Raw genomic sequence first — 24,829 nt, 5'->3', positions numbered from 1 at the left:
TGACTCTCTGTTTCCAACTCCCCGGTTCCGCGCGGTTCAGACAGCGTCCGGAAGCGCGCGGGGTGGTGTGTCCGGCGGTGCACGCCCCGGTGCGCATCGCTGCGCCGATGCCGGGTTGGCCTGTGTCAAGTGAATCGTGTGCAGACCAGTGGGAGTTCATTCGAAGGGGTGGCGAATGGTGGCGATTCCTCAATCGCCATGGCTGGGCGCGTGATCGTAGGATTACGTTGTGTGCATGGAGCCTTGGGGCACATGCACTTGTGGGTATGCCGGAGGCAACCCGGCTTTCCGTTCGCAGGGTGGTGTGGGCCGGACGGAGGGCAGGGGGTGGCGGCATTCTGATAAGGCTTGGCGCACTCGGCGACAGGTGGTCTCAGGGATGGGGGCGTTCCAGTGAGCGGCAACGGCGGAAGCGGTACGGGCGCGGGAAGCGCGGCCCCCGCTGAGAAACGCCCCAACGACCTGCTCACCTCGTGGTTCGCGCGCAGCGGCTGGTCCAAGGGCGAGCTGGCCCGGCAGGTCAACCGCAGGGCCCGCCGGCTCGGCGCCAACCACATCTCCACGGACACCTCGCGCGTCCGCCGCTGGCTCGACGGCGAGAACCCGCGCGAGCCGATCCCGAGGATCCTGTCCGAGCTGTTCTCCGAACGCTTCGGCGTCGTCGTCTCCGTCGAGGACCTCGGCCTGCGCAGCACCCGCCCGTCGCCCTCCGCCACCGGCGTCGACCTGCCCTGGACGGGCCCGCAGACCGTGGCCCTGCTCAGCGAGTTCTCGCGCAGCGACCTGATGCTGGCGCGGCGCGGCTTCCTCGGGAGCTCGCTGGCCCTCTCCGCGGGCCCGTCCCTCATCGAGCCCATGCAGCGCTGGCTCGTCCCCTCGCCCTCGCCCTCCCCGGCCGAGCAGCAGCCGGTCCCCGCCTCGCGCGCCCGCGGCCGTCTGTCCAAGCCGGAGCTGGACCTGCTGGAGTCCACCGCCGTGATGTTCCGCCGCTGGGACGCCCAGTGCGGCGGCGGCCTGCGCCGCAAGGCGGTCGTCGGCCAGCTCCACGAGGTGACCGACCTCCTCCAGGAACCCCAGCCGGAGGCCACCCGCGCCAAGCTCTTCAAGGTCGCCGCCGAACTCGCCGAACTGGCCGGCTGGATGTCGTACGACGTCGGGCTCCAGCCCACCGCGCAGAAGTACTTCGTCCTCGCCCTGCACGCCGCCAAGGAGGCCGGCGACCGGCCGCTCGGCTCCTACATCCTCTCCAGCATGAGCCGCCAGATGATCCACCTCGGCCGCCCCGAGGACGCCCTGGAACTCATCCACCTCGCGCAGTACGGCAGCCGCGACTGCGCGAGCCCGCGCACCCAGTCCATGCTGTACGCGATGGAGGCCCGCGCCTACGCCAACATGGGCCAGCCCGGCCGCTGCAAGCGTGCCGTGCGCATGGCCGAGGACACCTTCGCCGAGGTCGACGACTGGGACGAGCCGGACCCCGACTGGATCCGCTTCTTCTCCGAGGCGGAGCTGTACGGCGAGAACAGCCACTCCTTCCGCGACCTCGCCTACGTCGCCGGCCGCAGCCCCGCCTACGCCTCCCTGGCCGAGCCGCTGATGCAGCGGGCCGTCGAACTGTTCGCCCGGGACGAGGAGCACCAGCGCTCCTACGCGCTGAACCTCATCGGCATGGCCACCGTGCACCTGCTGCGCCGCGAACCCGAACAGGGCAGCGTCCTCGCCACCCAGGCCATGCGGATAGCGAAGAAGGTCCGCTCCGAACGCGTCAACACCCGCATCCGCAAGACCGTCGACACCGCCGTACGCGACTTCGGCGACCTGGCCGAGGTCACCGACCTCACCGCACGGCTCGCCGCCGAGCTGCCCGAGACCGCCGAAGCGGTCTGACCCGCCCCCATACCCCGGCCGCGGCCGGCCCTCCCGAACTGCCCGACTCGGCTCCCCCATGCCAGGTCACTCGGAAGGCCGCCGCGGCCGGCCCGTGTCCGCGTGCCGTGAGGAACGCCTCCCCGGCCCGTGTCCGGCAGTTCATCCACGCGTAACACGCACCGCTCCTTCGTCACCGCGGCGAAACAGCGAGGGGCCCCCGGCGAAACGGCACCGCGCGAGTCTCGAGGCGCACGACCGGCCCACACCCCTCACTGGCCGCCCAGGCTTCGCCCGCACGGGGCCGTACAACGACGAGGAGACGCCGATGGCTCCAGCCATCACGCTCGCCGCGGAGACACAGCTCTCCGCCGCCAACACGGGCTTCATGCTCATCTGCTCCGCCCTGGTGATGCTCATGACCCCGGGCCTGGCCTTCTTCTACGGAGGCATGGTCCGGGTCAAAAGCACCCTGAACATGCTGATGATGAGCTTCATCAGCCTCGGCATCGTCACCGTCCTGTGGGTGCTGTACGGCTTCTCCATGGCCTTCGGCACGGACACCGGCGGCCTCATCGGCTGGAACTCCGACTGGCTCGGCCTGAGCCACATCGGCCTGACCGAACTGTGGGACGGCTACACCATCCCCGTCTTCGTCTTCCTGGTCTTCCAGCTCATGTTCGCCGTCCTCACCCCCGCCCTGATCAGCGGCGCCCTCGCGGACCGCGTGAAGTTCACGGCGTGGGCGCTGTTCATCGCCCTGTGGGCCACGGTCGTCTACTTCCCGGTCGCCCACTGGGTCTGGGGCGCCGGCGGCTGGGCCTTCGAACTCGGGGTGATCGACTTCGCCGGCGGCACGGCCGTGCACATCAACGCCGGTGCCGCCGCCCTGGGCGTGATCCTCGTGACCGGCAAGCGGGTCGGCTTCCGCAAGGACCCGATGCGCCCGCACAGCCTGCCGCTGGTCATGCTCGGCGCGGGGCTGCTGTGGTTCGGCTGGTTCGGCTTCAACGCGGGCTCGTGGCTCGGCAACGACGACGGGGTCGGCGCGCTGATGTTCGTCAACACCCAGGTCGCCACCGGCGCGGCCGTCCTCGGCTGGCTCGCCTACGAGAAGATCCGGCACGGCGCCTTCACCACGCTGGGCGCGGCCTCCGGCGCCGTCTCCGGCCTGGTCGCCATCACCCCCGCCGGCGGCGCGGTCTCCCCGCTCGGCGCCATCGCCATAGGTCTCACGGCGGGCGTGCTGTGCGCCATGGCCATCGGCCTGAAGTACCGGTTCGGCTACGACGACTCCCTCGACGTCGTCGGCGTCCACATGGTCGGCGGCATTCTCGGCTCCCTGCTCATCGGCTTCTTCGCCACCGGCAAGGGCCAGTCCGACGTCGCCGGTCTCTTCTACGGCGGCGGCCTCGACCAGCTCTGGAAGCAGTGCGCCGGCGTCTTCGGCGTCCTCGCCTACTCCCTGGTCGCCTCCGCGGTCCTCGCCCTCCTGCTCGACAGGACGATCGGCATGCGGGTGTCCGAGGACGAGGAGGTGGCCGGCATCGACCAGGCCCAGCACGCCGAGACCGCGTACGACTTCAGCGGCGCCGGCGGCGGTGCCGTCCGGACGACCGCCGCACCGGCCGCCCCCGCGGCCACGCAGGCCCCGAGCAAGAAGGTGGACGCATGAAGCTCATCACCGCCGTGGTCAAGCCGCACCGGCTCGACGAGATCAAGGAGGCCCTGCAGGCCTTCGGGGTCCACGGCCTGACCGTCACCGAGGCCAGCGGCTACGGCCGCCAGCGCGGACACACCGAGGTCTACCGCGGTGCCGAGTACACCGTCGACCTGGTGCCCAAGATCCGCATCGAGGTGCTGGCCGAGGACGACGACGCCGAGGACCTGATCGAGGTCCTGGTCAAGGCCGCCCGCACCGGCAAGATCGGCGACGGCAAGGTCTGGTCGGTCCCCGTCGACACGGCCGTACGCGTCCGCACCGGCGAGCGCGGCCCCGACGCCCTCTGAGCCGGGAAACGGAACAGGAGCCGCCGTGACGAGTACGGACGTGACGCACGAAGCGGAGGACTCGGGACCCGGCGGCTACGCGGCGGCCCGGCTGCGCCTCCTCACCGAGGGGGCGCGGTCCGGGCCGCCGCGCCGTGCCGCCCTCGCCCGGCTGACCGACGACTGGCTGGCGGGCCTGTTCGGCGCCGGCACCGAGGTGCACGGGGGAGTGTCGCTGGTCGCCGTCGGCGGCTACGGACGCGGCGAGCTGTCCCCGCGCAGCGACCTCGACCTGCTCCTGCTGCACGACGGCGGAGACGACAAGGCGGTCGCCGCCCTCGCCGACCGCCTCTGGTACCCCGTGTGGGACCTGGGCCTGGCCCTCGACCACTCCGTGCGCACGCCCCAACAGGCGCGGAAGACGGCCGGCGAGGACCTGAAGGTCCACCTGGGCCTGCTGGACGCCCGCCATCTCGCGGGCGACCCGGGACTGACCGCCTCCCTTCGCACCGCCGTCCTCGCCGACTGGCGCGACCAGGCCCCCGGGCGCCTGCCCGAACTCCGGGAACTGTGCGCCGAGCGCGCCGAACGCCGGGGTGAGCTGCAGTACCTGCTCGAACCCGACCTCAAGGAGGCCCGCGGCGGCCTGCGCGACGCCACCGCCCTGCGCGCCGTCGCCGCCTCCTGGCTGGCCGACGCCCCGCGCGAGGGGCTCGCCGAGGCCCGGCGCCGGCTGCTCGACGTACGCGACGCGCTCCACCTGACGACGGGCCGGGCGACCGACCGCCTGGCCCTCCAGGAACAGGACCAGGTCGCGGCCGAGCTGGGCCTCCTGGACGCCGACGCGCTGCTGCGGCGGGTGTACGAGGCGGCACGCGTCGTCGCGTACGCCGGGGACGTGACCTGGCGCGAGGTGGGGCGCGTGCTGCGGTCGCGCGCCGTGCGGCCGAGGCTGCGCGCGATGCTGGGCGGCGCCAAGAAGGTCGCCGAGCGCTCCCCGCTCGCCGAGGGCGTCGTCGAGCAGGACGGCGAGGTGGTGCTGGCCCGCACCGCACGCCCCGAACGCGACCCCGTGCTCCCGCTGCGCGCCGCGGCCGCCGCCGCACAGGCCGGACTCCCGCTCTCCCCGCACGCCGTACGGCGCCTGGCGGCCACCGCGCCCCCCCTGCCCGCGCCCTGGCCCGCCGAGGCGCGCGAACAGCTCGTGACCCTGCTCGGCTCGGGCCGGCCCACCGTGGAGGTCTGGGAGGCGCTGGAGGCCGAAGGCATGGTCACCCGGCTGCTGCCCGACTGGGAGCGGGTCCGCTGCCGCCCTCAGCGCAACGCCGTGCACCTGTGGACCGTCGACCGGCACCTCGTCGAGACCGTCGTCCGCGCCTCCGCGTTCACCCGCCGCGTGCACCGCCCCGACCTGCTGCTGGTCGCCGCGCTGCTGCACGACATCGGCAAGGGCTGGCCCGGCGACCACTCGACGGCCGGCGAGACCATCGCCCGGGACGTGGCCGAACGCGTCGGCTTCGACCGCGTGGACACCGCCGTCCTCGCCACCCTCGTACGCCACCACCTGCTGCTCGTCGAGACGGCCACCCGGCGTGACCTGGACGACCCGGCCACCGTCCGCGCGGTCGCCGAGGCGGTCGGCAGCCAGGGCGTCCTGGAGCTGCTGCACGCCCTGACCGAGGCGGACGCGCTGGCCACCGGCCCGGCCGCCTGGTCGGCCTGGCGCGCCTCGCTCGTCGCCGACCTCGTCGAACGCGTCTCGGCGGTCCTCGCCGGGGACCCGCCGGCGGAACCCGAGGCCCCCGCGCCCACCGCCCAGCAGGAACGGCTCGCCCTGGAGGCGTTCCGCACGGGCGGGCCGGTGCTGTCCCTGCGGGCGCGGGCCGAGTCGCCGGCCGCGGAGCGGGAGCCCCTCGGGGTGGAGCTGCTCATCGCCGTGCCCGACCGGCCGGGCGTGCTCCCCGCCGTCGCCGGCGTGCTGGCCCTGCACCGCCTGACCGTCCGCACGGCCGAGCTGCGCTCCCTTCCGCTGCCGGACGGCGTCGAGGGCTCCGTCCTGCTGCTGGCCTGGCGGGTCGCCGCCGAGTACGGGTCCCTGCCCCAGGCCGCCCGTCTGCGCTCCGACCTGGTCCGTGCCCTCGACGGCACCCTGGACGTCGCGGGCCGCCTCGCCGAGCGGGACGCCGCCTGCCCGCGCCGCCGCGGCGTGCCGCCGCCCCCGCCCCGGGTGAGCGTCGAACCGGCCGCGTCCCGTCACGCCACGGTGATCGAGGTCCGCGCCCAGGACGCGCCCGGCCTGCTGTACCGCATCGGACGGGCACTGGAGGGCGCGGGCGTACGGGTGCGCAGCGCCCATGTGTCGACCCTGGGGGCGAACGCCGTCGACGCGTTCTACGTCACCGGCGCGGAGGGGGCGCGGCTGCCCGGGGAGGAGGCGGGCGAGGTGGTACGGGTGCTGGAGGACGCGCTGCGGGGGTGACGCGGTCACAGGTCCCCGGCGCACCCTTCCCGCACGCCGCGCCCGCCCTTCCCGCGCGCCGAATGCGTCGGGCGGGGACGAATGCCTTGCGCGGCCGGATACCCTGGAAGACGCTCAGACCGCCCCCGACTCCGAGGACCGACGCCGCCGTGTTCGACACTCTCTCCGATCGCCTCTCAGCGACCTTCAAGAACCTGCGCGGCAAGGGGCGCTTGAGCGAGGCGGACATCGACGCCACGGCACGCGAGATCCGCATCGCGCTCCTCGAGGCCGACGTGGCCCTGCCCGTGGTGCGCGCGTTCATCAAGCGCGTCAAGGAGCGCTCGCTCGGCGCCGAGGTCTCCAAGGCGCTGAACCCCGCCCAGCAGGTCCTCAAGATCGTCAACGAAGAGCTGGTCACGATCCTGGGCGGCGAGACCCGCCGGCTGCGGTTCGCCAAGCAGCCGCCGACCGTGATCATGCTCGCGGGTCTGCAGGGTGCCGGTAAGACCACCCTCGCCGGCAAGCTCGGCAAGTGGCTCAAGGAGCAGGGCCACTCGCCCCTCCTGGTCGCCGCCGACCTCCAGCGCCCCAACGCCGTCAACCAGCTCGGCGTCGTCGCCGAGCGCGCGGGCGTCGCGGTCTACGCGCCCGAGCCGGGCAACGGCGTCGGCGACCCGGTCAAGGTCGCCAAGGACTCCATCGAGTTCGCCAAGGCCAAGGTCCACGACCTGGTCATCGTCGACACCGCCGGCCGCCTCGGCATCGACCAGGAGCTGATGCAGCAGGCCGCGGACATCCGCGACGCCGTCTCGCCCGACGAGATCCTGTTCGTCGTCGACGCCATGATCGGCCAGGACGCCGTCAACACCGCCGAGGCCTTCCGCGACGGTGTCGGCTTCGACGGCGTGGTGCTCTCCAAGCTCGACGGCGACGCCCGCGGTGGTGCGGCCCTGTCGATCGCCTCGGTGACCGGCAAGCCGATCATGTTCGCCTCCAACGGCGAGAAGCTCGAGGACTTCGACGCCTTCCACCCGGACCGGATGGCCTCCCGCATCCTCGACATGGGTGACCTGCTCACCCTGATCGAGCAGGCGGAGAAGACGTTCAGCCAGGAAGAGGCCGAGAAGATGGCCTCCAAGCTGGCGTCCAAGAAGGGCCAGGACTTCACCCTGGACGACTTCCTGGCCCAGATGGAGCAGGTCAGGAAGATGGGCAGCATCTCCAAGCTGCTCGGCATGCTGCCCGGCATGGGCCAGATCAAGGACCAGATCAACAACCTCGACGAGCGGGACGTCGACCGCACGGCCGCCATCATCAAGTCGATGACCCCGGGCGAGCGCCAGGACCCGACGATCATCAACGGCTCGCGCCGCGCCCGTATCGCCAAGGGTTCCGGCGTCGACGTCAGCGCGGTGAAGGGCCTGGTCGAGCGGTTCTTCGAGGCTCGCAAGATGATGTCCCGCATGGCCCAGGGCGGCGGGATGCCCGGTATGCCGGGGATGCCCGGCATGGGTGGCGGACCCGGCCGGCAGAAGAAGCAGCAGAAGAAGGCCAAGGGCAAGCAGCGCTCCGGGAACCCGATGAAGCGCAAGCAGCAGGAGCAGGAGGAGGCCGCCCGGCGCGCCGCCGCCGCTCAGGGCGGCAACGCCCTGGGGCTGCCGCAGCAGGGCGGGCAGGACTTCGAGCTGCCCGAGGAGTTCAAGAAGTTCATGGGCTGACGCCCGCCGAGCCGTACGTCACCGGGGGCGCCCCCTCTTGCCGGAGGGGGCGCCCCCGGCGCCGTACACCCACATGCCCGCGCGGCTTTCCTGTCGTAATGTCCGGATATGACCAACCCCTCCCCGCCGCGCAAGGCCCCCGAGCCGCCCTGGCGCACCGAGGGCACGCCCGAGGGGCCCCGCAAGCCGCCGTCGGGTGGCAGGAGGATGCGCGGCGGCTGGTGGGGCCTGGTCCTCGCCGCGCTCGTCGTCTATCTGATCGCCAACCTCGTGCTGTCGTTCTTCAACGAGGGCGACGGGCCGACCATCTCGTACACCGAGTTCAGCAAGCAGGTCGACGAGGGCAACGTCAGCAAGATCTACGCCAAGGGCGACGCCATCCAGGGCCAGCTCAAGAAGGCCCGGGACAACCCCGACGGCGGCGGGACGTACACCAAGTTCACGACCGAGCGGCCGACCTTCGCGGACGACCGGCTCTGGGCAGCCCTGACCGAGCACCACGTCACCGTCACGGCCGAACCGGTCGTCCAGCACCGCAGTTTCCTCGCCAACCTGCTGATCGCGCTGGCGCCGATGCTGCTCCTGGTGGTCCTGTGGGTCCTCATCGCGCGGCGGATGCGCGGGGCGATGGGCGGCCCGGGCGGCATCCTCGGCCGCAAGGCGCCGCCCAGGCCCGTCGAGCTGGAGGCGGGCGAGCCGCGCACCACGTTCGCGGACGTGGCGGGCATCGACGAGGTGGCGGGCGAGCTCAGCGACGTCGTCGACTTCCTGAGGAACCCCGACGCCTACCGCCGGATGGGGGCCAAGATGCCCCGCGGTGTCCTGCTGACCGGCCCGCCCGGCACCGGAAAGACCCTGCTGGCCCGCGCGGTGGCCGGGGAGGCGGGGGTGCCGTTCTTCTCGGCGTCCGCCTCCGAGTTCATCGAGATGATCGTGGGAGTGGGCGCCTCCCGCGTGCGGGAGCTGTTCGCCGAGGCGCGCAAGGTCGCCCCGTCGATCATCTTCATCGACGAGATCGACACCATCGGCCGGGCCCGCGGCGGCGGCGCCGCGATGGGCGGCCACGACGAGCGCGAGCAGACCCTGAACCAGATCCTCACGGAGATGGACGGCTTCTCCGGCTCCGAGGGCGTCGTCGTCATCGCCGCGACCAACCGCGCCGACATCCTCGACCCGGCCCTGACCCGCCCCGGCCGTTTCGACCGGGTGGTCAGCGTCTCGCCCCCCGACCGTGGCGGCCGGAAGGCCATCCTGGAGATCCACACCCGCGACATCCCGCTCGCCCCGGACGTCGACCTCGCCCAGGTCGCCCGCACCACCCCGGGGATGACCGGCGCCGAACTGGCCAACCTCGCCAACGAGGCCGCCCTCATCGCCGTCAAACGGGGGCAGGACCGGGTGACACAGACCAACCTGTCCGAGGCGCTGGAGAAGGTCCAGCTCGGGGCCGAACGCGCGCTGGTGATGCCCGAGGAGGAGCGCCGGCGCACCGCCTACCACGAGAGCGGCCACGCCCTGCTCGGCATGCTCCAGCCGGGCGCCGACCCCGTCCGCAAGATCACCATCGTGCCGCGCGGCCGGGCACTGGGCGTGACGCTGTCGACGCCGGACGCGGACAAGTACGCGTACACGGAGGAGTACCTGCGCGGCCGCATCATCGGCGCGCTCGGCGGCATGGCGGCCGAGCACGTCGTCTACGACGTGATCACCACCGGCTCGGAGAGCGACCTCGAACAGGTCACCCGGATCGCGCGCGGCATGGTCGGCCGCTGGGGCATGAGCGAGCAGGTCGGCAGGCTCTCCGCCCTGCCCGGCGACGCCCAGCAGGCCTACGGACTGGCCGCCGCGCCCGGCACTCTCGACGCCATCGACGACGAGATGCGCCGGGTCGTCGACGAGTGCTACGACGAGGCCGTCCGCAAACTGCGCGACCACCGCGCACAGCTCGACGCCCTGGCCGAGGCGCTGCTCGCCAACGAGACGCTGGACGAGGCCGACGCCTACCGCATCGCCGGGGTCACCCGGCTCACCAAGGACCTCTCCGAGGAATCCGGGGAGTGAGCCGCCGTCAGCGGGTGCGGGCGACGAGGTAGCGGAACACGTTCGGCATCCACACCGTGCCGTCCGCGCGCCGGTGCGGATGCAGGGCCTCGGTGAGTTCCTTGTCCACCTGCTCCTGGCCGGCGGCGCCGATCGCCGCGTCGAACAGACCGGTCGACAGCAGTCCCCGCCGCGCGCTGTCGGCGTCCGCGTACCCGAACGGGCACGCCACGCGCCCCGAGCCGTCCGGAGCGAGCCCGGCCCGGTGGGCGACCTCCTCCAGGTCGTCCCGCGCGGCCGGGCGCCAACTGCCGGCGCTGCGCATCGGATCCGCGAGCTTGGTGGCCACCCGCAGCACGGACGTCGTGGCGCAGCGCTCCGGCGGGCCCCAGCCGGCCAGCACCACGGCCGCTCCCCGCACGGCCAGCGGCGTCGCCCGCGCCAGCAGCTCGCCGAGGCCCTCCGAGTCGCCCGCGAGGCACCCGATGGGCTCGAAGGCGGTCACCAGGGTGAACGCGGGCGCCGACGGGTCGCGGGCCTCCTCCGGGCCGCCCTCGACGATCCGGGCACCGGCGGGCGCGTGCCCGTCCGGCCCGCCGGGCGCCTCGGGCAGCAGCCGGCGGCGCGCGAGGGCCACCCGCTCCGGGTACGCGGAGTCGACGCCGGTCACCGCGGCACCCCGCGAGGCGGCCATCAGCAGGGCCAGCCCGGAACCGCAGTCCAGACCCAGCAGCCGTGTGCCGCCGTCCACGTCCAGTCGCTCGTACACGGCCTCGTAGAGCGGTACGAGCATGCGCTCCTGTATCTCGGACCAGTCACGCGCGCGTGCGTCCGGGTCCACGCCGGGCGTCGCGCTCGCGTGGGGTGAGTGCTGCCGCACGAGCGTAGGTGTCATAGGAAAGCGCCCCAATCGCCGACTGTTGCGGATCTGCCCGATTCCGTGGCCCCCGTGCAGTGCGCTCGCACTCCCCCCGTATGCCAGGTAACTCCGGGCTCGCCGCGGCGTCCAGTGGTAGCGGGGAGCCGGTTGCCCGGTGCCCGCCCGAGTGGCGAGATTTCACTTCCCGGCAATGTGCGCCCGCCCCGTGGTGCGCCCCGAGGCCCCACAGCGGCCCGTTCCGCGGTTGGCCTGATCGTGACGGCCGGCGATGACCCAGGGTGGCGGCCGCGCCGGCGCGTGCCCGGCGGGCGGTTCCGGCCAGGTCCGGTACGCCGCGCGCGGGCCCGGCGACGCCCGGAAGCGGGCAGGGGCGGGGCGGTGCGGGGCGTCCGGGGCGGACCCGGTAACGTCACACGCGTCGAGTGTCCGGCGATGCGCCCGACCGGGTGACGTCCTCCCGCCCCGACACGGCCGAAACGCTTCTTGCGTACCCGCGAGCCTCCCGCGCCCCGGCGCGCGGACAGGGCGTACGCGCCGGCGCGTACGTCGGACTACGCACCAGCTTGGTACGAGCTGTGAGGCTTCTCCGCAGATCAGCGCACCCGCCCTCGTCGGGACGCATCAGCGGCAACTGACGGGTACGTGCAAATTATTTGGGATGCCCCGGAATAGGAACACAGCGGCACCCCGGCTCGTTGTCATTACGTGAGCACGACACCACCTGTTCTCGCCGCAGAGCTGGCGCAGGCGTGGGCCGACATTCAGCGGCACCACCCCGAGCTGCCGGATCTTGCCGCGCCCGAATCCCTGATCGGAGAGTCGTCGTCCGCGTGCGGTCACGAACTCTCCTTCGAACGACTGCTTCACGAGGCAGTCCACGGCATCGCCGCCGCGCGCGGAGTGCGTGACACCTCCCGCGCCGGCCGCTACCACAACCGACGATTCCTCGCGATCGCCGAGGAGCTGGGCCTGGACCACCCCGAGGAGCCGCATCCCAGCAGCGGCTTCTCGCTGGTCACGCTCACCCCCGAGGCGAAGCGGCGCTACCGCCCGACGATCGAGCGACTCCAGCGCGCGCTGAAGGCCCACACCGCCGCGACCGCGACCGACTCGGCCCGCAGCTTCCGCGGTCCGGCCGCCCGCCACGGCTCCTCCGGCGGCGGAGTGCGCGTGAAGGCGGTCTGCGACTGCGGCCGCAACGTGCGCGTCGTCCCGTCGGTGCTGGCCCAGGCGCCGATCATGTGCGGCGGCTGCGGGAAGCCGTTCCGCATCCCGGAGGTGGTCGGCGCCGGAGCGAGATGACGTTCCGGCTGCTCGTGGCAGCCGGACGTGCGCAACCCTCGGTCGGGAGGGCCGGCCGCGTGTGGCAGAATGGTCAGCTGTACTCGACAGCCGCACAGGACCCCTCTCTCCTCCGGCTGACGCGTCCATCGGGCACTCGGGTACCGCAACCCCACGCGGCTTCCTCGCCGTGCCCAACCACGTCAATCCAGGAGAATCCACTCCCGTGGCAGTCAAGATCAAGCTGAAGCGTCTGGGCAAGATCCGTTCGCCTCACTACCGCATCGTCGTCGCCGACTCCCGTACCCGCCGTGACGGCCGGGCCATCGAGGAGATCGGCAAGTACCACCCGACGTACAACCCGTCGGTGATGGAGGTCGACGCCGAGCGCGTGGCGTACTGGCTCGGTGTCGGCGCCCAGCCGACCGAGCCCGTGCTCGCCATCCTGAAGAAGACCGGCGACTGGCAGAAGTTCAAGGGCGAGCCCGCCCCGGCGCCGCTGCTGCAGCCGGCCGAGAAGTCGGCCCGTCCGTCCTTCGAGGCGCTCGGTGGCGACGACGAGGGCAAGGGTGAGGCCATCACCCAGAAGAAGAAGGCCGAGAAGAAGGACGAGGCCCCCGCCGAGTCCGAGTCGACCGAGGCCTGAGCATGCTCGAGGAGGCTCTCGAGCACCTCGTGAAGGGCATCGTCGACAACCCTGACGATGTGCAGGTCGCCTCGCGCAACCTGCGCCGCGGGCGCGTGCTCGAGGTCCGGGTCCACCCGGACGACCTCGGCAAGGTGATCGGCCGCAACGGCCGCACCGCGCGCGCTCTGCGTACCGTCGTGGGCGCCATCGGCGGCCGCGGTGTCCGTGTCGACCTCGTCGACGTGGACCACGTCCGCTGACGCTTCGCAACGCAGCACCGGCTCGGGCCGGGGAGGGCCTCACGGCCGTCCCCGGCCCGCAGTCGTATGAGCCGCCCCCTCGGCTCGCCGTACGTCCGAGTCGCAGTCCCGACAGGAGAACCAAGCACCGTGCAGCTCGTAGTCGCTCGCATCGGCCGCGCCCACGGCATCAAGGGCGAGGTCACCGTGGAGGTCCGCACCGACGAACCGGAGCTCAGGCTGGGTCCCGGTGCCGTCCTGGCCACCGACCCCGCCGGCGTCGGGCCGCTCACCATCGAGACCGGCCGCGTGCACAGCGGGCGCCTCCTGCTGCGCTTCGAGGGCGTCCACGACCGCAACGGCGCCGAGGCGCTGCGCAACACCCTCCTGATCGCCGACGTCGACCCCGACGAGCGGCCGGAGGACGAGGACGAGTACTACGACCACCAGCTCATCGACCTGGACGTGGTGACCGAGGACGGCACCGAGGTCGGCCGGATCACCGAGATCTCCCACCTGCCCACGCAGGACCTGTTCGTCGTGGAGCGCCCCGACGGCAGCGAGGTCTACGTGCCGTTCGTCTCCGAGATCGTCACCGAGATCGACCTGGAGGAGCAGCGGGCCGTCATCGACCCGCCGCCGGGCCTGATCGACGACCGCGCGGAGATCGCCTCCTCCCGCGACGAGGACGCCGGCGCATGAGGCTCGACATCGTCACGATCTTCCCCGAGTACCTGGACCCGCTGAACGTCTCCCTGGTCGGCAAGGCACGCGCGCGCGGACAGCTCGACGTCCAGGTGCACGACCTGCGCGACTGGACGTACGACCGGCACAACACCGTCGACGACACCCCCTACGGCGGCGGTCCCGGCATGGTGATGAAGACCGGGCCGTGGGGCGACGCGCTGGACTCCGTGCTGGCCGACGGCTACGAGACGGGCCACGGGGAGCCCGCCCTCATCGTCCCCACGCCCAGCGGCCGGCCCTTCACCCAGGAACTCGCCGTCCACCTCTCCGAGCGGCCCTGGCTGATCTTCACGCCGGCCCGCTACGAGGGCATCGACCGCCGCGTGATCGACGAGTACGCGACCCGGATGCCCGTCTACGAGGTGTCCATCGGCGACTACGTCCTCGCCGGCGGCGAGGCGGCCGTCCTCGTCATCACCGAGGCCGTCGCACGGCTGCTGCCGGGCGTCCTCGGCAACGCCGAGTCCCACCGCGACGACTCGTTCGCCCCCGGCGCCATGGCCGCCCTCCTGGAGGGCCCCGTCCACACCAAGCCGCCCGTGTGGCGCGGGCGCGGCATCCCCGACGTCCTCCTCAGCGGCCACCACGGGAAGATCGCCCGCTGGCGCCGCGACGAGGCCCTGCGGCGCACGACGGCCAACCGGCCCGACCTGATCGAACGGTGCGAGCCCGCCGCCTTCGACAAGAAGGACCGCGAGATGCTCTCCATCCTGGGCTGGGAACCCGACCCCGAGGGGGAGCCGTACGGCCGATTTTGGCGCAGGACGCCGGGCGTGGAACAATAGGGCGCTGTTGTGCGTCCGTCCGGAGCGCGCCCCTGCCACAGGGGGACACGACGCCCGTCCCGACCCGCACGGCCCTGATTCCGAGAAACCTAGTTTCCGTTGATGACCTGTGGCATCAGCGAAGAAAGCAGACGAAATGTCTCACCTGCTCGACTCCGTCGACGCCGCGTCGCTGCGCAGCGACGTCCCGGCCTTCCGCCCCGGCGACACCGTCAACGTCCACGTCCGCGTCATCGAGGGCAACCGCTCCCGTGTGCAGCAGTTCAAGGGCGTAGTCATCCGCCGCCAGGGTGCCGGCGTGCGCGAGACCTTCACGGTCCGCAAGGTCTCCTTCTCCGTCGGCGTCGAGCGCACCTTCCCGGTGCACACCCCGATCGTGGAGAAGATCGAGCTCGTCACCAAGGGTGACGTCCGCCGCGCCAAGCTGTACTACCTGCGCGAGCTGCGCGGCAAGGCCGCGAAGATCAAGGAGAAGCGCGAGAGCTGAGCGCACTCCGAGGTCCATGGCGGAGCCGGATACCATCTGGCTCCGATGGACACCGAAGCACAGCACACGGAGCGCGACCGCTCCTCCCGCCCGTCCGGCACCGAGCACCGCTCGGACCCGCAGGGCCCGGAGGAACGGTCGCGTTCCGCGTTCTCGGCGTGGATCGCCGACTGGGTGCCGGGCGGGCGGATCACCCTCACCCTGCTCGTCCTGCTGTTGTTCCTCCTGCTGATCAGCACCTTCGTGCTGCGCCCGTTCCAGATCCCCAGCGGATCCATGCAGCAGGGACTGCGGATCGGTGACCGGATCCTCGTGAACAAGCTGGCCTACAGCTTCGGCGAGCGGCCGCTGCGGGGGGACGTCGTCGTGTTCGACGGCACAGAGCTCTTCGGGGACGGCGACTACGTCAAACGCGTTGTCGGTGTGGGCGGCGACCATGTGGTGTGCTGCGACACGCAGGGGAGGATCCGGGTGAACGACCGGTCGGTGGACGAGTCGTCGTTCCTCTACCCCGGCGACAGCCCGTCGACGGTGCCCTTCGACGTCGTCGTGCCCGACGGCAGCCTGTTCGTCCTCGGCGACCACCGCGCCGACTCCAGCGACTCCCGCGACCACCTGGGCTCGCCGGGCGGCGGCATGGTCCCGGTGGACGCGGTGATCGGCCGCGCCGACTGGATCGTCTGGCCCTTCGGCCACGCCACGCACCTCGACCGCCCCGACGCCTACACGCGCGTGCCGGCCCCCGCGGCCGAGGGTGCCGATGGGTAGCCGGGGCAAGCCGCGGGGGGCGCCGAGCAGCCCCGGCGAGGACCTGCCGCCCGCGGGGGCCGGGCGCGCCGGCGCCCCGTCCGGCGGCCGGACCCGGGCCGAGCGGCGCAAGCTCCAGCGCAAGGTCAAACGGCGCCGGAGGCGTTCGGCGGTCAAGGAGGTGCCGCTCCTCCTCGGCGTCGCCGTCCTCATCGCGCTGGTCCTGAAGACCTTCCTCGTCCAGGCCTTCGTCATCCCGTCGGGCTCCATGGAGCAGACGATCCGCATCGGCGACCGCGTCCTGGTGGACAAGCTCACCCCCTGGTTCGGCTCCCGGCCGCAGCGCGGGGACGTCGTCGTCTTCCGCGACCCGGGCGGCTGGCTCCAGGGCGAGCAGACCGCCAAGAAGGACGACCCCGTCGTCGTCAAGCAGGTCAAGGAGGGCCTCGCCTTCATCGGCCTGCTGCCGTCCGACGACGAGAAGGACCTCATCAAGCGGGTCGTCGGGGTCGGCGGGGACCACGTCAAGTGCTGCGACACCCAGGGACGGGTCACCGTCAACGGCGTCCCCCTGAACGAGGACTACCTCCACCCCGGCGACATCCCGTCCACCACGCCGTTCGACGTCACCGTCCCCGAGGGGCGGCTGTGGGTGATGGGCGACCACCGGTCCAACTCCGCCGACTCCCGTGCCCACCAGGAGACCGACCACGGCACGGTCTCCGAGGACGAGGTGGTGGGACGGGCCATGGTGATCGCCTGGCCGTTCGGTCACTGGACCACCCTGGACGAGCCGGAAACGTACGCGTCCGTGCCCGACGCGGCCTCCGGGTCGGCCGCCACCGGGGCGCTGTCGCATAGGGTTGCCCCCTACGATCCGAACACAATGATGCAACTCCCGATCCCTGCGGAACTCCCGCTCGTTATGGGAGTGGTGGGCCTGCGCCGTGTACGGGGCAGCAGGCGGCGGCAGAGAGTAAGGAGTTGGCGTGGGGGATGTGGCGGTTGGCGCACGGTCCGGTCACGACGGCGAGGAACACCGGGGACGTCCCGTGGACAGGGCCGGACGGATCGCGGACGGCGCCCCGGCCTCCGGGAACGACTCCGGGACCGAGGGCGGCAGGGTGACGGAACAGAACGGGACCGATGACGAGGGAGTGGGCGGCACTCCGCCCGCGGCTGCGCGCGAGGCCAAGAAGCAGCGCTCCTTCTGGAAGGAACTGCCGATCCTGATCGGGATCGCGCTGGTGCTCGCTCTGCTGATCAAGACCTTCCTGGTGCAGGCGTTCTCGATCCCGTCCGCATCGATGCAGAACACCCTCACGGAGGGCGACCGGGTCCTGGTCGACAAGCTGACTCCGTGGTTCGGCTCCGAGCCCGAGCGCGGCGAGGTCGTCGTCTTCCACGACCCCGACCAGTGGCTGGCGGGCGAGCCCACGCCCGAGCCGAACGCCGTGCAGACGGTGCTGAGCTGGATCGGCCTGATGCCGTCGGCGGATGAGAAGGACCTGATCAAGCGCGTCATCGGCGTCGGCGGAGACACGGTCGAGTGCCGGGGCACGGGCCCGCTCAAGGTCAACGGCAAGGCGCTGAACGAGCCGTACGTCTACCCCGGCAACACGCCGTGCAGCGTCGACGACCGGGGCGGCCAGTTCAAGGTGAAGGTCCCCGAGGGCTCGATCTGGGTCATGGGAGACCACCGGCAGAACTCGGCCGACTCCCGCTACAACCAGTCCGACCGCCACGGCGGCATGGTGCCGGTGAAGGAGGTCGTCGGCCGCGCCATCGTGGTCGCCTGGCCGATCAACCACTGGGACAACCTGCCGGTCCCCGAGACCTTCGACCAGGACGGTCTGCAGAATCAGTCCGCGGGCGCCGCGGCGCTGACGGTCGCGCCGCAGGGCCTCGCCGTCGCCGGTGTCCTGCCGGTCGTGTGGTGGCGCCGCGGGAAGACCGCCCCCGTCGAGACCCGCTGATCCACCGCGGTTCCCACGGGCGGGGCGGCCGGTCCCCGGCTCCGAAGAGGGCTGCCCCCTTCGGGTACTGCCGGGTAAGGTGCGGATCCATGGGTGGCGAGAGCACGACACGTACGGCCCCGCGCGGCGGCGGCGCGAGCAGGACCCCGGCGGGCAGAAGGACAGGTCAGCGGCTGTCCAACCTCGCCGTGGCGCTGGGCCTGGTGCTGTTCCTCGGCGGGTTCGCCTGGGGAGCGGTGGTCTACCGGCCGTACACCGTGCCGACCAGTTCCATGGCGCCGACGATCGGCGCCGGTGACCGGGTGCTCGCGCAGCGGATCGACGGCACGGACGTCCGCCGTGGCGACGTCGTCGTCTTCAAGGACGCGACCTGGGCCAACGCCCCCATGGTCAAGCGCGTCGTCGCCGTCGGCGGGGACACCGTCGCCTGCTGCCAGGAGGGCGGGCTCAAGGTCAACGGCAAGGCGATCGAAGAGCCCTACCTGCCCGCCGGCGCGCCTGCCGAGATCACCGGCTTCCCGACGGTGACCGTCCCCGAGGGGCGCCTGTTCCTGCTCGGTGACGAGCGCGACAACTCCGTCGACTCCACCGCCCACCTCACCGACGCGGCCGGCGGCACCGTGTCGCGCGGTGCCGTGGACGCCCGCGTGGACGCCGTGGTCTGGCCCATGAACGGCATGCTCCAGCGGCCGACCGGCTTCGAGACGCTGGGCGGCCTCTCCTCCCCGGGTCCGCTGCGCGCGGTCGTCGCCCTGGTGATCGCCGGGGCCGTGCTCATCCTCGGCGGTGCCGCGTACGGGCCCGTCGCCGGTCGTGCCGCCCGCTCCCGGACGGAGGCCGCCGGTGGCCGCTGAGCCGAAGCCGGCGGAACCGGACACCTACGCGGGCGGACTGCGCAAGGTCGCCCGCGTGGTCCTGCTCGACGCCGAGGACCGCATCCTGCTCCTGCACGGGCACGAACCGGACGACCCGGCCGACGACTGGTGGTTCACCCCCGGCGGCGGTGTGGAGGGCGAGGAGACCCGGGAGGAGGCCGCCCGACGGGAACTCGCCGAGGAGACCGGCATCACCGACGTCGAACTCGGCCCGGTGCTCTGGCGCCGCCGGTGCTCCTTCCCCTTCGCCGGACGCCGCTGGGACCAGGACGAGTGGTACTTCCTCGCCCGGACCACGCAGACCGCGACCGGGGCCGTGGCCCTCACCGAGCTGGAACGGCGCAGCGTCGTCGGAGCGCGCTGGTGGACGTGTGCCGAACTGAGCCGGGCACGTGAGACGGTGTATCCGACCAGACTCGCCGAGCTGCTGCGCACGCTGCTCGACGAAGGTCCCCCCGCCGGGCCGGTGACTCTGGACACCGAAATCGTCTAGGGGCGCGCGGGACTGGCGCACAATGGGGGGATCGCACGGCTGAAGGGGAACATGCCATGAGCGCCGAGGACCTCGAGAAGTACGAGACCGAGATGGAGCTCAAGCTCTACCGGGAGTACCGCGATGTCGTCGGTCTGTTCAAGTACGTGATCGAGACCGAACGCCGCTTCTATCTCACCAACGACTACGAGATGCAGGTGCACTCGGTCCAGGGCGAGGTGTTCTTCGAGGTATCCATGGCCGACGCCTGGGTGTGGGACATGTACCGGCCGGCGCGGTTCGTGAAGCAGGTGCGCGTGTTGACGTTCAAGGACGTGAACATCGAGGAGCTGAACAAGAGCGACCTGGAGCTCCCCGGAGGGTGACGGAGTTGTCCACAACCGGTGAGTAGCTCACCGTGCGTGACGGGATCGCCAATCCTGCGTGATCGTGGGTGTCGGAGGTGGTGCCGACATGAACGCACGAGGAGCACTGGGCAAGTACGGCGAGACGCTCGCCGCCCGCCGGCTGGGTGAGGCCGGACTCACGGTCCTGGAGCGCAACTGGCGCTGCGGCCGGAGCGGTGAGATCGACATCGTGGCCCGGGACGGCGACGTCCTGGTCGTCTGCGAGGTCAAGACCCGCAGGGGCCGCTCGTTCCAGCACCCGATGGCCGCGGTGACGCCCGAGAAGGCCGAGCGGCTGCGGCGTCTGGCCGAACGCTGGATCCAGACACATGGGGGAGCCCCGCCGGGAGGCGTCCGCATCGACCTGGTGGGCGTGCTCCTGCCGCAGCGCGGCGCACCCGTCGTCGAGCACGCGCGGGGGGTGGCGTGATGGGGTTCGCACGCACCTGCTCCGTGGCGCTGGTCGGCGTCGAGGGCGTGGTCGTGGAGGTCCAGGCCGACCTCGAACCGGGCGTCGCGGCGTTCACACTGGTGGGACTGCCGGACAAGAGCCTGACCGAGAGCCGGGACCGGGTCCGGGCCGCGGTGGTGAACTCGGGCGCGGAGTGGCCGCAGAAGAAGCTGACGGTGGGGCTCAGCCCGGCGTCGGTGCCCAAGAGCGGCAGCGGGTTCGACCTCGCCGTCGCGGCGGCCGTGCTCGGCGCCTCCGAGCGGATCGACCCGCGGGTGCTGGCCGGCATCCTGATGATCGGCGAGCTGGGCCTGGACGGACGCGTGCGCCCGGTGCGCGGCATCCTCCCGGCGGTGCTCGCCGCGGCCGAGGCGGGGTACGAGCAGGTGGTCGTGCCCGAGTGCGCCGCCGCCGAGGCGTCCCTGGTGCCGGGCGTCTCGGTGCTCGGGGTCCGCAGCCTGCGCCAGTTGATCGCCGTCCTCGCCGACGAACCCGTGCCGGACGAGGAGCAGGACCGCCCGGACGGGCCCGACCCGCTCCTGGCCGGCCTGCGCCTGCCCGGCACCGGCGCCGCCACGGGCATGCACAGCATGGGCGCGGCCCCCTACGACCACGGCCACGACCTCGCCGACGTCGTCGGTCAGACCTCGGCCCGCACCGCCGTGGAGGTCGCCGCGGCCGGCGGGCACCACCTGTTCCTGGAGGGGCCGCCCGGCGCCGGCAAGACCATGCTCGCCGAGCGGCTGCCCGCCGTGATGCCCCGGCTGGACCGGGCGGAGTCGCTGGAGGTCACCGCGGTGCACTCCGTGGCGGGCCTGCTGCCGCCGGGCAAACCCCTGATCGACACGGCCCCCTACTGCGCTCCGCACCACTCCGCGACGATGCAGGCCCTCGTCGGCGGCGGCCCGGGCATCGCGCGGCCCGGCGCCGTCTCGCTCGCGCACCGGGGCGTGTTGTTCCTGGACGAAACACCCGAGTTCAGCGGCCACGCCCTCGACGCGCTGCGCCAGCCGCTGGAGTCGGGGCACGTCGTCATCGCGCGCAGCGCGGGCGTGGTGCGCTTCCCGGCGCGCTTCCTGATGGTCCTCGCCGCCAACCCCTGTCCGTGCGGGCGCTTCTCGCAGAAGGAGGACCTGTGCGAGTGCCCGCCCTCGTCGATCCGCCGCTACCAGGCCAGGCTGTCCGGCCCCCTGCTGGACCGGGTCGACCTGCGCGTCGAGGTGGACCGCGTGACCCGCAGGGAGCTGGCGGGCGGCGGCATCCGCGGCGACTCCACCGCGACGGTCGCCGACCGGGTGCGGGCGGCGCGCGAACGGGCCGCGCTCCGTCTCGCCGGCACCCCGTGGCGCTGCAACAGCGAGGTGCCCGGACGTGAGCTGCGCAGCCGCTGGCACGCCGCGCCCGGCGCGCTGGACGACGCGGAGCGCAGCCTGGAACGGGGCGTGCTCACCGCGCGGGGCCTCGACCGCGTCCTGCGCGTCGCCTGGACCGTCGCCGACCTGGTCGGCCACGACCGCCCCGACGCCGGGGACGTCGCCCTCGCCCTGCAACTGCGCACGGGGGTGCCACGCGGGGTGCCGATGGAACTGGGGGCGCTCAGGTGACCGGGGAGGACGAGGTGAGGCCGGGGTGCCGCGGCGGTGACCGGGGAGGCGGGGCGGGCGAGGGGGCGCGTGACGCGGGCGGCGGCCCCGTCGTCGGACACGGCGGGCAGGTCGGGGGCGAGCGGGGAGAAGGCGGGTGCGCCGACGGGAGCGCCGGTGACGAAGGCCCTGCCGGGGACGGGGTGGCCCCCGGGTCCGCGGAGGCGGAACTGCTCGGGCGGGTCTTTCTCACGCGGGTCGTCGAACCCGGTGACGAGGTCGCGGGGCGGTGGGTGAGGGAGTACGGCGTGAGCGAGGTGGTGCGGCGACTGCGGCGGGACGGGCGAGGACTGCCCGGGGTGAGCGGGAAGCGGTGGGCCGGGCTCCGTGCCCGCGCCGACCGGGCCCAACCGGGCCGCGACCTCGCCGCCGCGCGGGCCGCCGGGGTGCGGTTCGTGGCCCCCGGGGACACCGAGTGGCCCCGGCAGCTCGACGACCTGGGGGACGCCCGGCCCCTGGGGCTGTGGGTGCGCGGCCGGCCGAGCCTGCGCATGTGGGCGCTGCGGTCGGTGGCGGTCGTGGGCGCCCGCGCCTGCACCGAGTACGGCGCCCACATGGCGGCCGGCCTCGCCGCCGGCCTCGCCGAACGCGGCTGGGTCGTGGTGTCCGGCGGAGCGTACGGCGTCGACGGCGCGGCCCACAGGGGTGCCCTCGGCGCCGGAGGGGCCACCGCCGCCGTCCTCGCCTGCGGTGTCGACCGTCCCTACCCTCCCGGACACACCGGGCTGATCACCAGGATCGCGGAGCAGGGACTGGTCGTCGGGGAGCTGCCGCCGGGGGACCATCCGACACCGAGCAGATTCGTCCTGCGCAACCGGGTGATCGCCGCGCTCACCCGGGGCACCGTGGTCGTCGAGGCCGCCCTCCGCAGCGGCTCGCTGGTCACGGCACGGGCCGCCCAGCGCCTGGGCCGGCACACCATGGGCGTGCCGGGGCCGGCCACCAGCGGACTGTCCGCGGGAGTTCACGAACTGCTGCGCGGCGACGCCGTCCTCGTCACCGACGCCGCGGAGATCGTCGAACTCGTCGGCGACATGGGCGAACTGGCCCCCGACCGGCGTGGTCCCGTGCTCCCCACCGACCTCCTCGAACCCCGGGCCCGGCAGGTCCTCGCCGGGCTCCCGGCACGCGGTGCCGCGTCGGCGGCCGACGTCGCGCGCCGCGCCCAGACCACGCCCGACGACGCCGTCGCGCGACTGTACGAGCTTCGAGCACTCGGTTACGTCGAACGACACGGCGACGGCTGGAAGTTGACACGCCAGCCGGTGATCCCGGATCGCCAGGGCCGGAGCGGATGCTGACCGAGCGTGTTCGGCCGTCCGGGGGAACCCCGACGCCCTTGGGAATTACCGCAGTTGGGGTATTCCCATGATCACGCTGCGCGATCATCGTCCCCCCTGCTGAGCGTTCAGCGGAACGTATCTGCGCACCGCCCGGGCACCGTTCTTCGCGCACCGCGACAGCTCAGTCACGCTACGCTCACGAGGACCCCCACCCAGACAGGCGACGACAGGCGGCAACCAGACAGCAGACCGGCGGCCTCACCCCGGCACCCCTTCACGGCAGAACGGCACAAGGCGACGAATGCCCCAGCACACCTCCGGGTCCGACCGGGCGGCGCTCCCCCCAGCCGCCCGCGACGGTGGCAGCGTGCGACCGTCCGCCCCCTCGACGCTCGACGAGCTGTGGCGGTCGTACAAGGCGACGGGGGACGAGCGGCTGCGGGAACAGCTCATCCTGCACTACTCGCCCCTGGTGAAGTACGTGGCGGGCCGGGTGAGCGTGGGGCTCCCGTCCAACGTCGAGCAGGCGGACTTCGTCTCCTCCGGGGTGTTCGGACTGATCGACGCGATCGAGAAGTTCGACGTCGACCGGGAGATCAAGTTCGAGACGTACGCGATCACCCGGATCCGCGGCGCGATGATCGACGAGTTGCGGGCGCTGGACTGGATCCCGCGCTCCGTGCGGCAGAAGGCGCGCAGCGTGGAGCGCGCCTACGCGACGCTGGAGGCGCGGCTGCGGCGGACCCCGTCGGAGGGCGAGGTGGCCGGCGAGATGGGCATCGCGGTGGAGGACCTCCACGCGGTCTTCAGCCAGCTGTCGCTGGCCAACGTGGTGGCGCTGGAGGAGCTGCTGCACGCGGGCGGCGAGGGCGGCGACCGGCTCAGCCTCATGGACACCCTGGAGGACACCGCCGCCGACGACCCCGTCGAGATCGCCGAGGACCGGGAGCTGCGGCGCTTCCTGGCGCGGGCGATCAACACACTGCCCGAGCGGGAGAAGACCGTCGTCACCCTGTACTACTACGAGGGCCTCACCCTGGCCGAGATCGGCAACGTACTGGGTGTGACCGAGAGCCGGGTCAGCCAGATTCACACCAAGTCCGTACTGCAACTGCGCGCGAAGCTGGCCGGATTCGGCCGCTGATCTGGGGCGACGGCGACCGTGCGGCGGCCCGGCGAGTGCGCCGGCGCCCGGTCGGGCCCCCGTCCGGTCGGGGTGGGTGACTCCCGTACGGGGTGATGCCTCCGTAAAGTGGTGCCGTGCCAAGGATTCGAGCGGCCTCCGTGGCCGAGCACAGGTCGATGCAGCGTGCCGCCCTGCTGGACGCGGCACGCTCCCTGCTGTCCGACGGCGGGACGGAGGCGCTGACCTTCCCCGCCCTCGCCGAGCGGACGGGCCTCGCCCGTTCCTCCGTCTACGAGTACTTCCGCTCGCGCGCCGCGGTCGTCGAGGAACTGTGCGCCGTCGACTTCCCGGTCTGGGCCGCGGAGGTCGAGGCGGCGATGGAGCGCGAGACCACGCCCGAGGGCAAGGTCGAGGCGTATGTGCGCACGCAACTCGACCTGGTCGGCGACCGGCGGCACCGGGCCGTGGTGGCCATCTCCGCGAGTGAACTGGACGCCGGGGCGCGGGAGAAGATCCGGGCGGCGCACGGCGGCCTCGTGGCGATGATCGTCGAGGCACTCGGCGAGATGGGGCACGAGGAGCCGCGGCTGGCCGCGATGCTGCTCCAGGGCGTCGTCGACGCGGCCGTGCGGCGCATCGAGCTCGGGGCCGCGGAGGAGCCGGCCGTGGTCACGCGGGCGGCGGTCTCCATGGTCCTGCGAGGCGTACGGGGCTGATCCCGCCTCCCC

General features: G+C 72.7%; 24 protein-coding genes. 23 read left to right on the top strand and 1 reads right to left on the bottom strand.

Features of this window, described 5'->3' with window-relative positions; all coding sequences use genetic code 11:
- Nucleotides 1-393 precede the first annotated feature (393 nt).
- From ACH499_RS20330 to ftsH, 6 genes are all read left to right on the top strand, one after another.
- Nucleotides 394-1,887, top strand: a complete 1,494-nt coding sequence (locus tag ACH499_RS20330; protein ID WP_399017362.1) for a hypothetical protein — start codon at nucleotides 394-396, stop codon at nucleotides 1,885-1,887.
- 307 nt (nucleotides 1,888-2,194) lie between these two features.
- On the top strand, nucleotides 2,195-3,541 hold the full coding sequence (locus ACH499_RS20325; RefSeq protein WP_356200764.1) for an ammonium transporter: 1,347 nt from the start codon (nucleotides 2,195-2,197) through the stop codon (nucleotides 3,539-3,541).
- Nucleotides 3,538-3,876, top strand: a complete 339-nt coding sequence (locus ACH499_RS20320; RefSeq protein ID WP_356200766.1) for a P-II family nitrogen regulator — start codon at nucleotides 3,538-3,540, stop codon at nucleotides 3,874-3,876. The genes ACH499_RS20325 and ACH499_RS20320 overlap by 4 nt, the downstream gene beginning before the upstream one ends.
- Nucleotides 3,877-3,901: 25 nt before the next feature.
- Complete coding sequence (locus tag ACH499_RS20315) at nucleotides 3,902-6,334, top strand: [protein-PII] uridylyltransferase (RefSeq protein ID WP_399017359.1); 2,433 nt, start codon at nucleotides 3,902-3,904, stop codon at nucleotides 6,332-6,334.
- A gap of 149 nt (nucleotides 6,335-6,483) precedes the next feature.
- Nucleotides 6,484-8,034, top strand: coding sequence for a signal recognition particle protein (ffh, locus tag ACH499_RS20310; protein ID WP_356200769.1), 1,551 nt, complete (start codon nucleotides 6,484-6,486; stop codon nucleotides 8,032-8,034).
- 108 nt (nucleotides 8,035-8,142) lie between these two features.
- Nucleotides 8,143-10,095 (top strand): ATP-dependent zinc metalloprotease FtsH, encoded by a 1,953-nt coding sequence (gene ftsH, locus ACH499_RS20305; RefSeq protein WP_399017356.1) that lies wholly within the window; start codon nucleotides 8,143-8,145, stop codon nucleotides 10,093-10,095.
- A 7-nt stretch (nucleotides 10,096-10,102) separates the two neighbouring features.
- Here ftsH and ACH499_RS20300 read toward each other — a convergent pair whose 3' ends face one another.
- Nucleotides 10,103-10,969 carry an SAM-dependent methyltransferase gene (locus ACH499_RS20300; RefSeq protein ID WP_356200773.1) on the bottom strand — a complete coding sequence of 289 codons (867 nt, stop codon included), beginning with the start codon at nucleotides 10,967-10,969 and terminating at the stop codon, nucleotides 10,103-10,105.
- Nucleotides 10,970-11,659: 690 nt separating this feature from the next.
- On the opposite strand from ACH499_RS20300, the gene ACH499_RS20295 reads away from it, so the two are divergent.
- The 17 genes from ACH499_RS20295 to ACH499_RS20215 all read left to right on the top strand — a co-directional run bounded on the left by ACH499_RS20295 (nucleotide 11,660) and on the right by ACH499_RS20215 (nucleotide 24,817).
- Nucleotides 11,660-12,256 (top strand): hypothetical protein, encoded by a 597-nt coding sequence (locus ACH499_RS20295; protein ID WP_356200774.1) that lies wholly within the window; start codon nucleotides 11,660-11,662, stop codon nucleotides 12,254-12,256.
- 205 nt (nucleotides 12,257-12,461) lie between these two features.
- Nucleotides 12,462-12,881 carry a 30S ribosomal protein S16 gene (gene rpsP, locus ACH499_RS20290; protein ID WP_399017353.1) on the top strand — a complete coding sequence of 140 codons (420 nt, stop codon included), beginning with the start codon at nucleotides 12,462-12,464 and terminating at the stop codon, nucleotides 12,879-12,881.
- Between the two features lie 2 nt (nucleotides 12,882-12,883).
- Nucleotides 12,884-13,123, top strand: a complete 240-nt coding sequence (locus tag ACH499_RS20285; RefSeq protein WP_003973401.1) for an RNA-binding protein — start codon at nucleotides 12,884-12,886, stop codon at nucleotides 13,121-13,123.
- A 129-nt stretch (nucleotides 13,124-13,252) separates the two neighbouring features.
- On the top strand, nucleotides 13,253-13,804 hold the full coding sequence (gene rimM / locus ACH499_RS20280; protein WP_399017351.1) for a ribosome maturation factor RimM: 552 nt from the start codon (nucleotides 13,253-13,255) through the stop codon (nucleotides 13,802-13,804).
- The gene (gene trmD, locus ACH499_RS20275; protein ID WP_356200779.1) at nucleotides 13,801-14,634 is read left to right on the top strand and encodes a tRNA (guanosine(37)-N1)-methyltransferase TrmD; all 834 of its coding nucleotides are present in this window, start codon (nucleotides 13,801-13,803) and stop codon (nucleotides 14,632-14,634) included. The genes rimM and trmD overlap by 4 nt, the downstream gene beginning before the upstream one ends.
- Before the next feature lie 136 nt (nucleotides 14,635-14,770).
- Nucleotides 14,771-15,121, top strand: a complete 351-nt coding sequence (gene rplS, locus ACH499_RS20270; RefSeq protein WP_007444857.1) for a 50S ribosomal protein L19 — start codon at nucleotides 14,771-14,773, stop codon at nucleotides 15,119-15,121.
- Between the two features lie 45 nt (nucleotides 15,122-15,166).
- Nucleotides 15,167-15,889: a signal peptidase I gene (gene lepB, locus ACH499_RS20265; protein ID WP_356200781.1), complete on the top strand. Its 723-nt coding sequence runs from the start codon at nucleotides 15,167-15,169 to the stop codon at nucleotides 15,887-15,889.
- On the top strand, nucleotides 15,882-17,018 hold the full coding sequence (gene lepB, locus ACH499_RS20260) for a signal peptidase I (protein WP_399017348.1): 1,137 nt from the start codon (nucleotides 15,882-15,884) through the stop codon (nucleotides 17,016-17,018). The genes lepB (ACH499_RS20265) and lepB (ACH499_RS20260) overlap by 8 nt, the downstream gene beginning before the upstream one ends.
- Nucleotides 16,993-17,844, top strand: coding sequence for a signal peptidase I (gene lepB / locus ACH499_RS20255; protein ID WP_399017346.1), 852 nt, complete (start codon nucleotides 16,993-16,995; stop codon nucleotides 17,842-17,844). The genes lepB (ACH499_RS20260) and lepB (ACH499_RS20255) overlap by 26 nt, the downstream gene beginning before the upstream one ends.
- 89 nt (nucleotides 17,845-17,933) lie before the next feature.
- Entirely contained in the window at nucleotides 17,934-18,698 is a 765-nt protein-coding gene (gene lepB, locus ACH499_RS20250; protein WP_399017344.1) for a signal peptidase I, read from the top strand.
- Nucleotides 18,688-19,212: an NUDIX hydrolase gene (locus ACH499_RS20245; protein ID WP_356200788.1), complete on the top strand. Its 525-nt coding sequence runs from the start codon at nucleotides 18,688-18,690 to the stop codon at nucleotides 19,210-19,212. Before lepB (ACH499_RS20250) ends, ACH499_RS20245 begins: the two co-directional genes overlap by 11 nt.
- A 56-nt stretch (nucleotides 19,213-19,268) precedes the next feature.
- A complete protein-coding gene (locus ACH499_RS20240) occupies nucleotides 19,269-19,577 on the top strand; it encodes a DUF2469 domain-containing protein (protein ID WP_003965949.1) in 309 nt (102 codons plus the stop codon).
- 88 nt (nucleotides 19,578-19,665) lie between these two features.
- Nucleotides 19,666-20,028: a YraN family protein gene (locus ACH499_RS20235; protein WP_399017342.1), complete on the top strand. Its 363-nt coding sequence runs from the start codon at nucleotides 19,666-19,668 to the stop codon at nucleotides 20,026-20,028.
- The gene (locus ACH499_RS20230) at nucleotides 20,028-21,653 is read left to right on the top strand and encodes a YifB family Mg chelatase-like AAA ATPase (protein WP_399017340.1); all 1,626 of its coding nucleotides are present in this window, start codon (nucleotides 20,028-20,030) and stop codon (nucleotides 21,651-21,653) included. The genes ACH499_RS20235 and ACH499_RS20230 overlap by 1 nt, the downstream gene beginning before the upstream one ends.
- Before the next feature lie 182 nt (nucleotides 21,654-21,835).
- Nucleotides 21,836-22,993 carry a DNA-processing protein DprA gene (gene dprA, locus ACH499_RS20225; RefSeq protein WP_399017338.1) on the top strand — a complete coding sequence of 386 codons (1,158 nt, stop codon included), beginning with the start codon at nucleotides 21,836-21,838 and terminating at the stop codon, nucleotides 22,991-22,993.
- A 283-nt stretch (nucleotides 22,994-23,276) separates the two neighbouring features.
- Complete coding sequence (gene whiG / locus ACH499_RS20220; RefSeq protein ID WP_356200795.1) at nucleotides 23,277-24,119, top strand: RNA polymerase sigma factor WhiG; 843 nt, start codon at nucleotides 23,277-23,279, stop codon at nucleotides 24,117-24,119.
- A 140-nt stretch (nucleotides 24,120-24,259) separates the two neighbouring features.
- Nucleotides 24,260-24,817 carry a helix-turn-helix domain-containing protein gene (locus ACH499_RS20215; protein WP_356200797.1) on the top strand — a complete coding sequence of 186 codons (558 nt, stop codon included), beginning with the start codon at nucleotides 24,260-24,262 and terminating at the stop codon, nucleotides 24,815-24,817.
- Nucleotides 24,818-24,829 lie beyond the last annotated feature (12 nt).

Origin of the sequence: Streptomyces sp. NPDC018947 (assembly GCF_044390505.1) — a bacterium.
GTDB lineage: Bacteria > Actinomycetota > Actinomycetes > Streptomycetales > Streptomycetaceae > Streptomyces.
This window is presented reverse-complemented; position numbering and strand designations above follow the sequence as displayed.

Bases quoted from the DNA above. Each gene is read 5' to 3' on its own strand.
- lepB (WP_399017348.1), top strand. From the start codon at position 15,882: ATGGGTAGCCGGGGCAAGCCGCGGGGGGCGCCGAGCAGCCCCGGCGAG.
- ACH499_RS20235 (WP_399017342.1), top strand. From the start codon at position 19,666: ATGAACGCACGAGGAGCACTGGGCAAGTACGGCGAGACGCTCGCCGCC.
- ACH499_RS20325 (WP_356200764.1), top strand. From the start codon at position 2,195: ATGGCTCCAGCCATCACGCTCGCCGCGGAGACACAGCTCTCCGCCGCC.
- ACH499_RS20230 (WP_399017340.1), top strand. From the start codon at position 20,028: ATGGGGTTCGCACGCACCTGCTCCGTGGCGCTGGTCGGCGTCGAGGGC.
- ACH499_RS20240 (WP_003965949.1), top strand. From the start codon at position 19,269: ATGAGCGCCGAGGACCTCGAGAAGTACGAGACCGAGATGGAGCTCAAG.
- whiG (WP_356200795.1), top strand. From the start codon at position 23,277: ATGCCCCAGCACACCTCCGGGTCCGACCGGGCGGCGCTCCCCCCAGCC.
- ACH499_RS20320 (WP_356200766.1), top strand. From the start codon at position 3,538: ATGAAGCTCATCACCGCCGTGGTCAAGCCGCACCGGCTCGACGAGATC.
- ACH499_RS20300 (WP_356200773.1), bottom strand. From the start codon at position 10,969: ATGACACCTACGCTCGTGCGGCAGCACTCACCCCACGCGAGCGCGACG.
- lepB (WP_356200781.1), top strand. From the start codon at position 15,167: ATGGACACCGAAGCACAGCACACGGAGCGCGACCGCTCCTCCCGCCCG.
- ftsH (WP_399017356.1), top strand. From the start codon at position 8,143: ATGACCAACCCCTCCCCGCCGCGCAAGGCCCCCGAGCCGCCCTGGCGC.
- trmD (WP_356200779.1), top strand. From the start codon at position 13,801: ATGAGGCTCGACATCGTCACGATCTTCCCCGAGTACCTGGACCCGCTG.
- lepB (WP_399017344.1), top strand. From the start codon at position 17,934: ATGGGTGGCGAGAGCACGACACGTACGGCCCCGCGCGGCGGCGGCGCG.
- rplS (WP_007444857.1), top strand. From the start codon at position 14,771: ATGTCTCACCTGCTCGACTCCGTCGACGCCGCGTCGCTGCGCAGCGAC.
- ACH499_RS20285 (WP_003973401.1), top strand. From the start codon at position 12,884: ATGCTCGAGGAGGCTCTCGAGCACCTCGTGAAGGGCATCGTCGACAAC.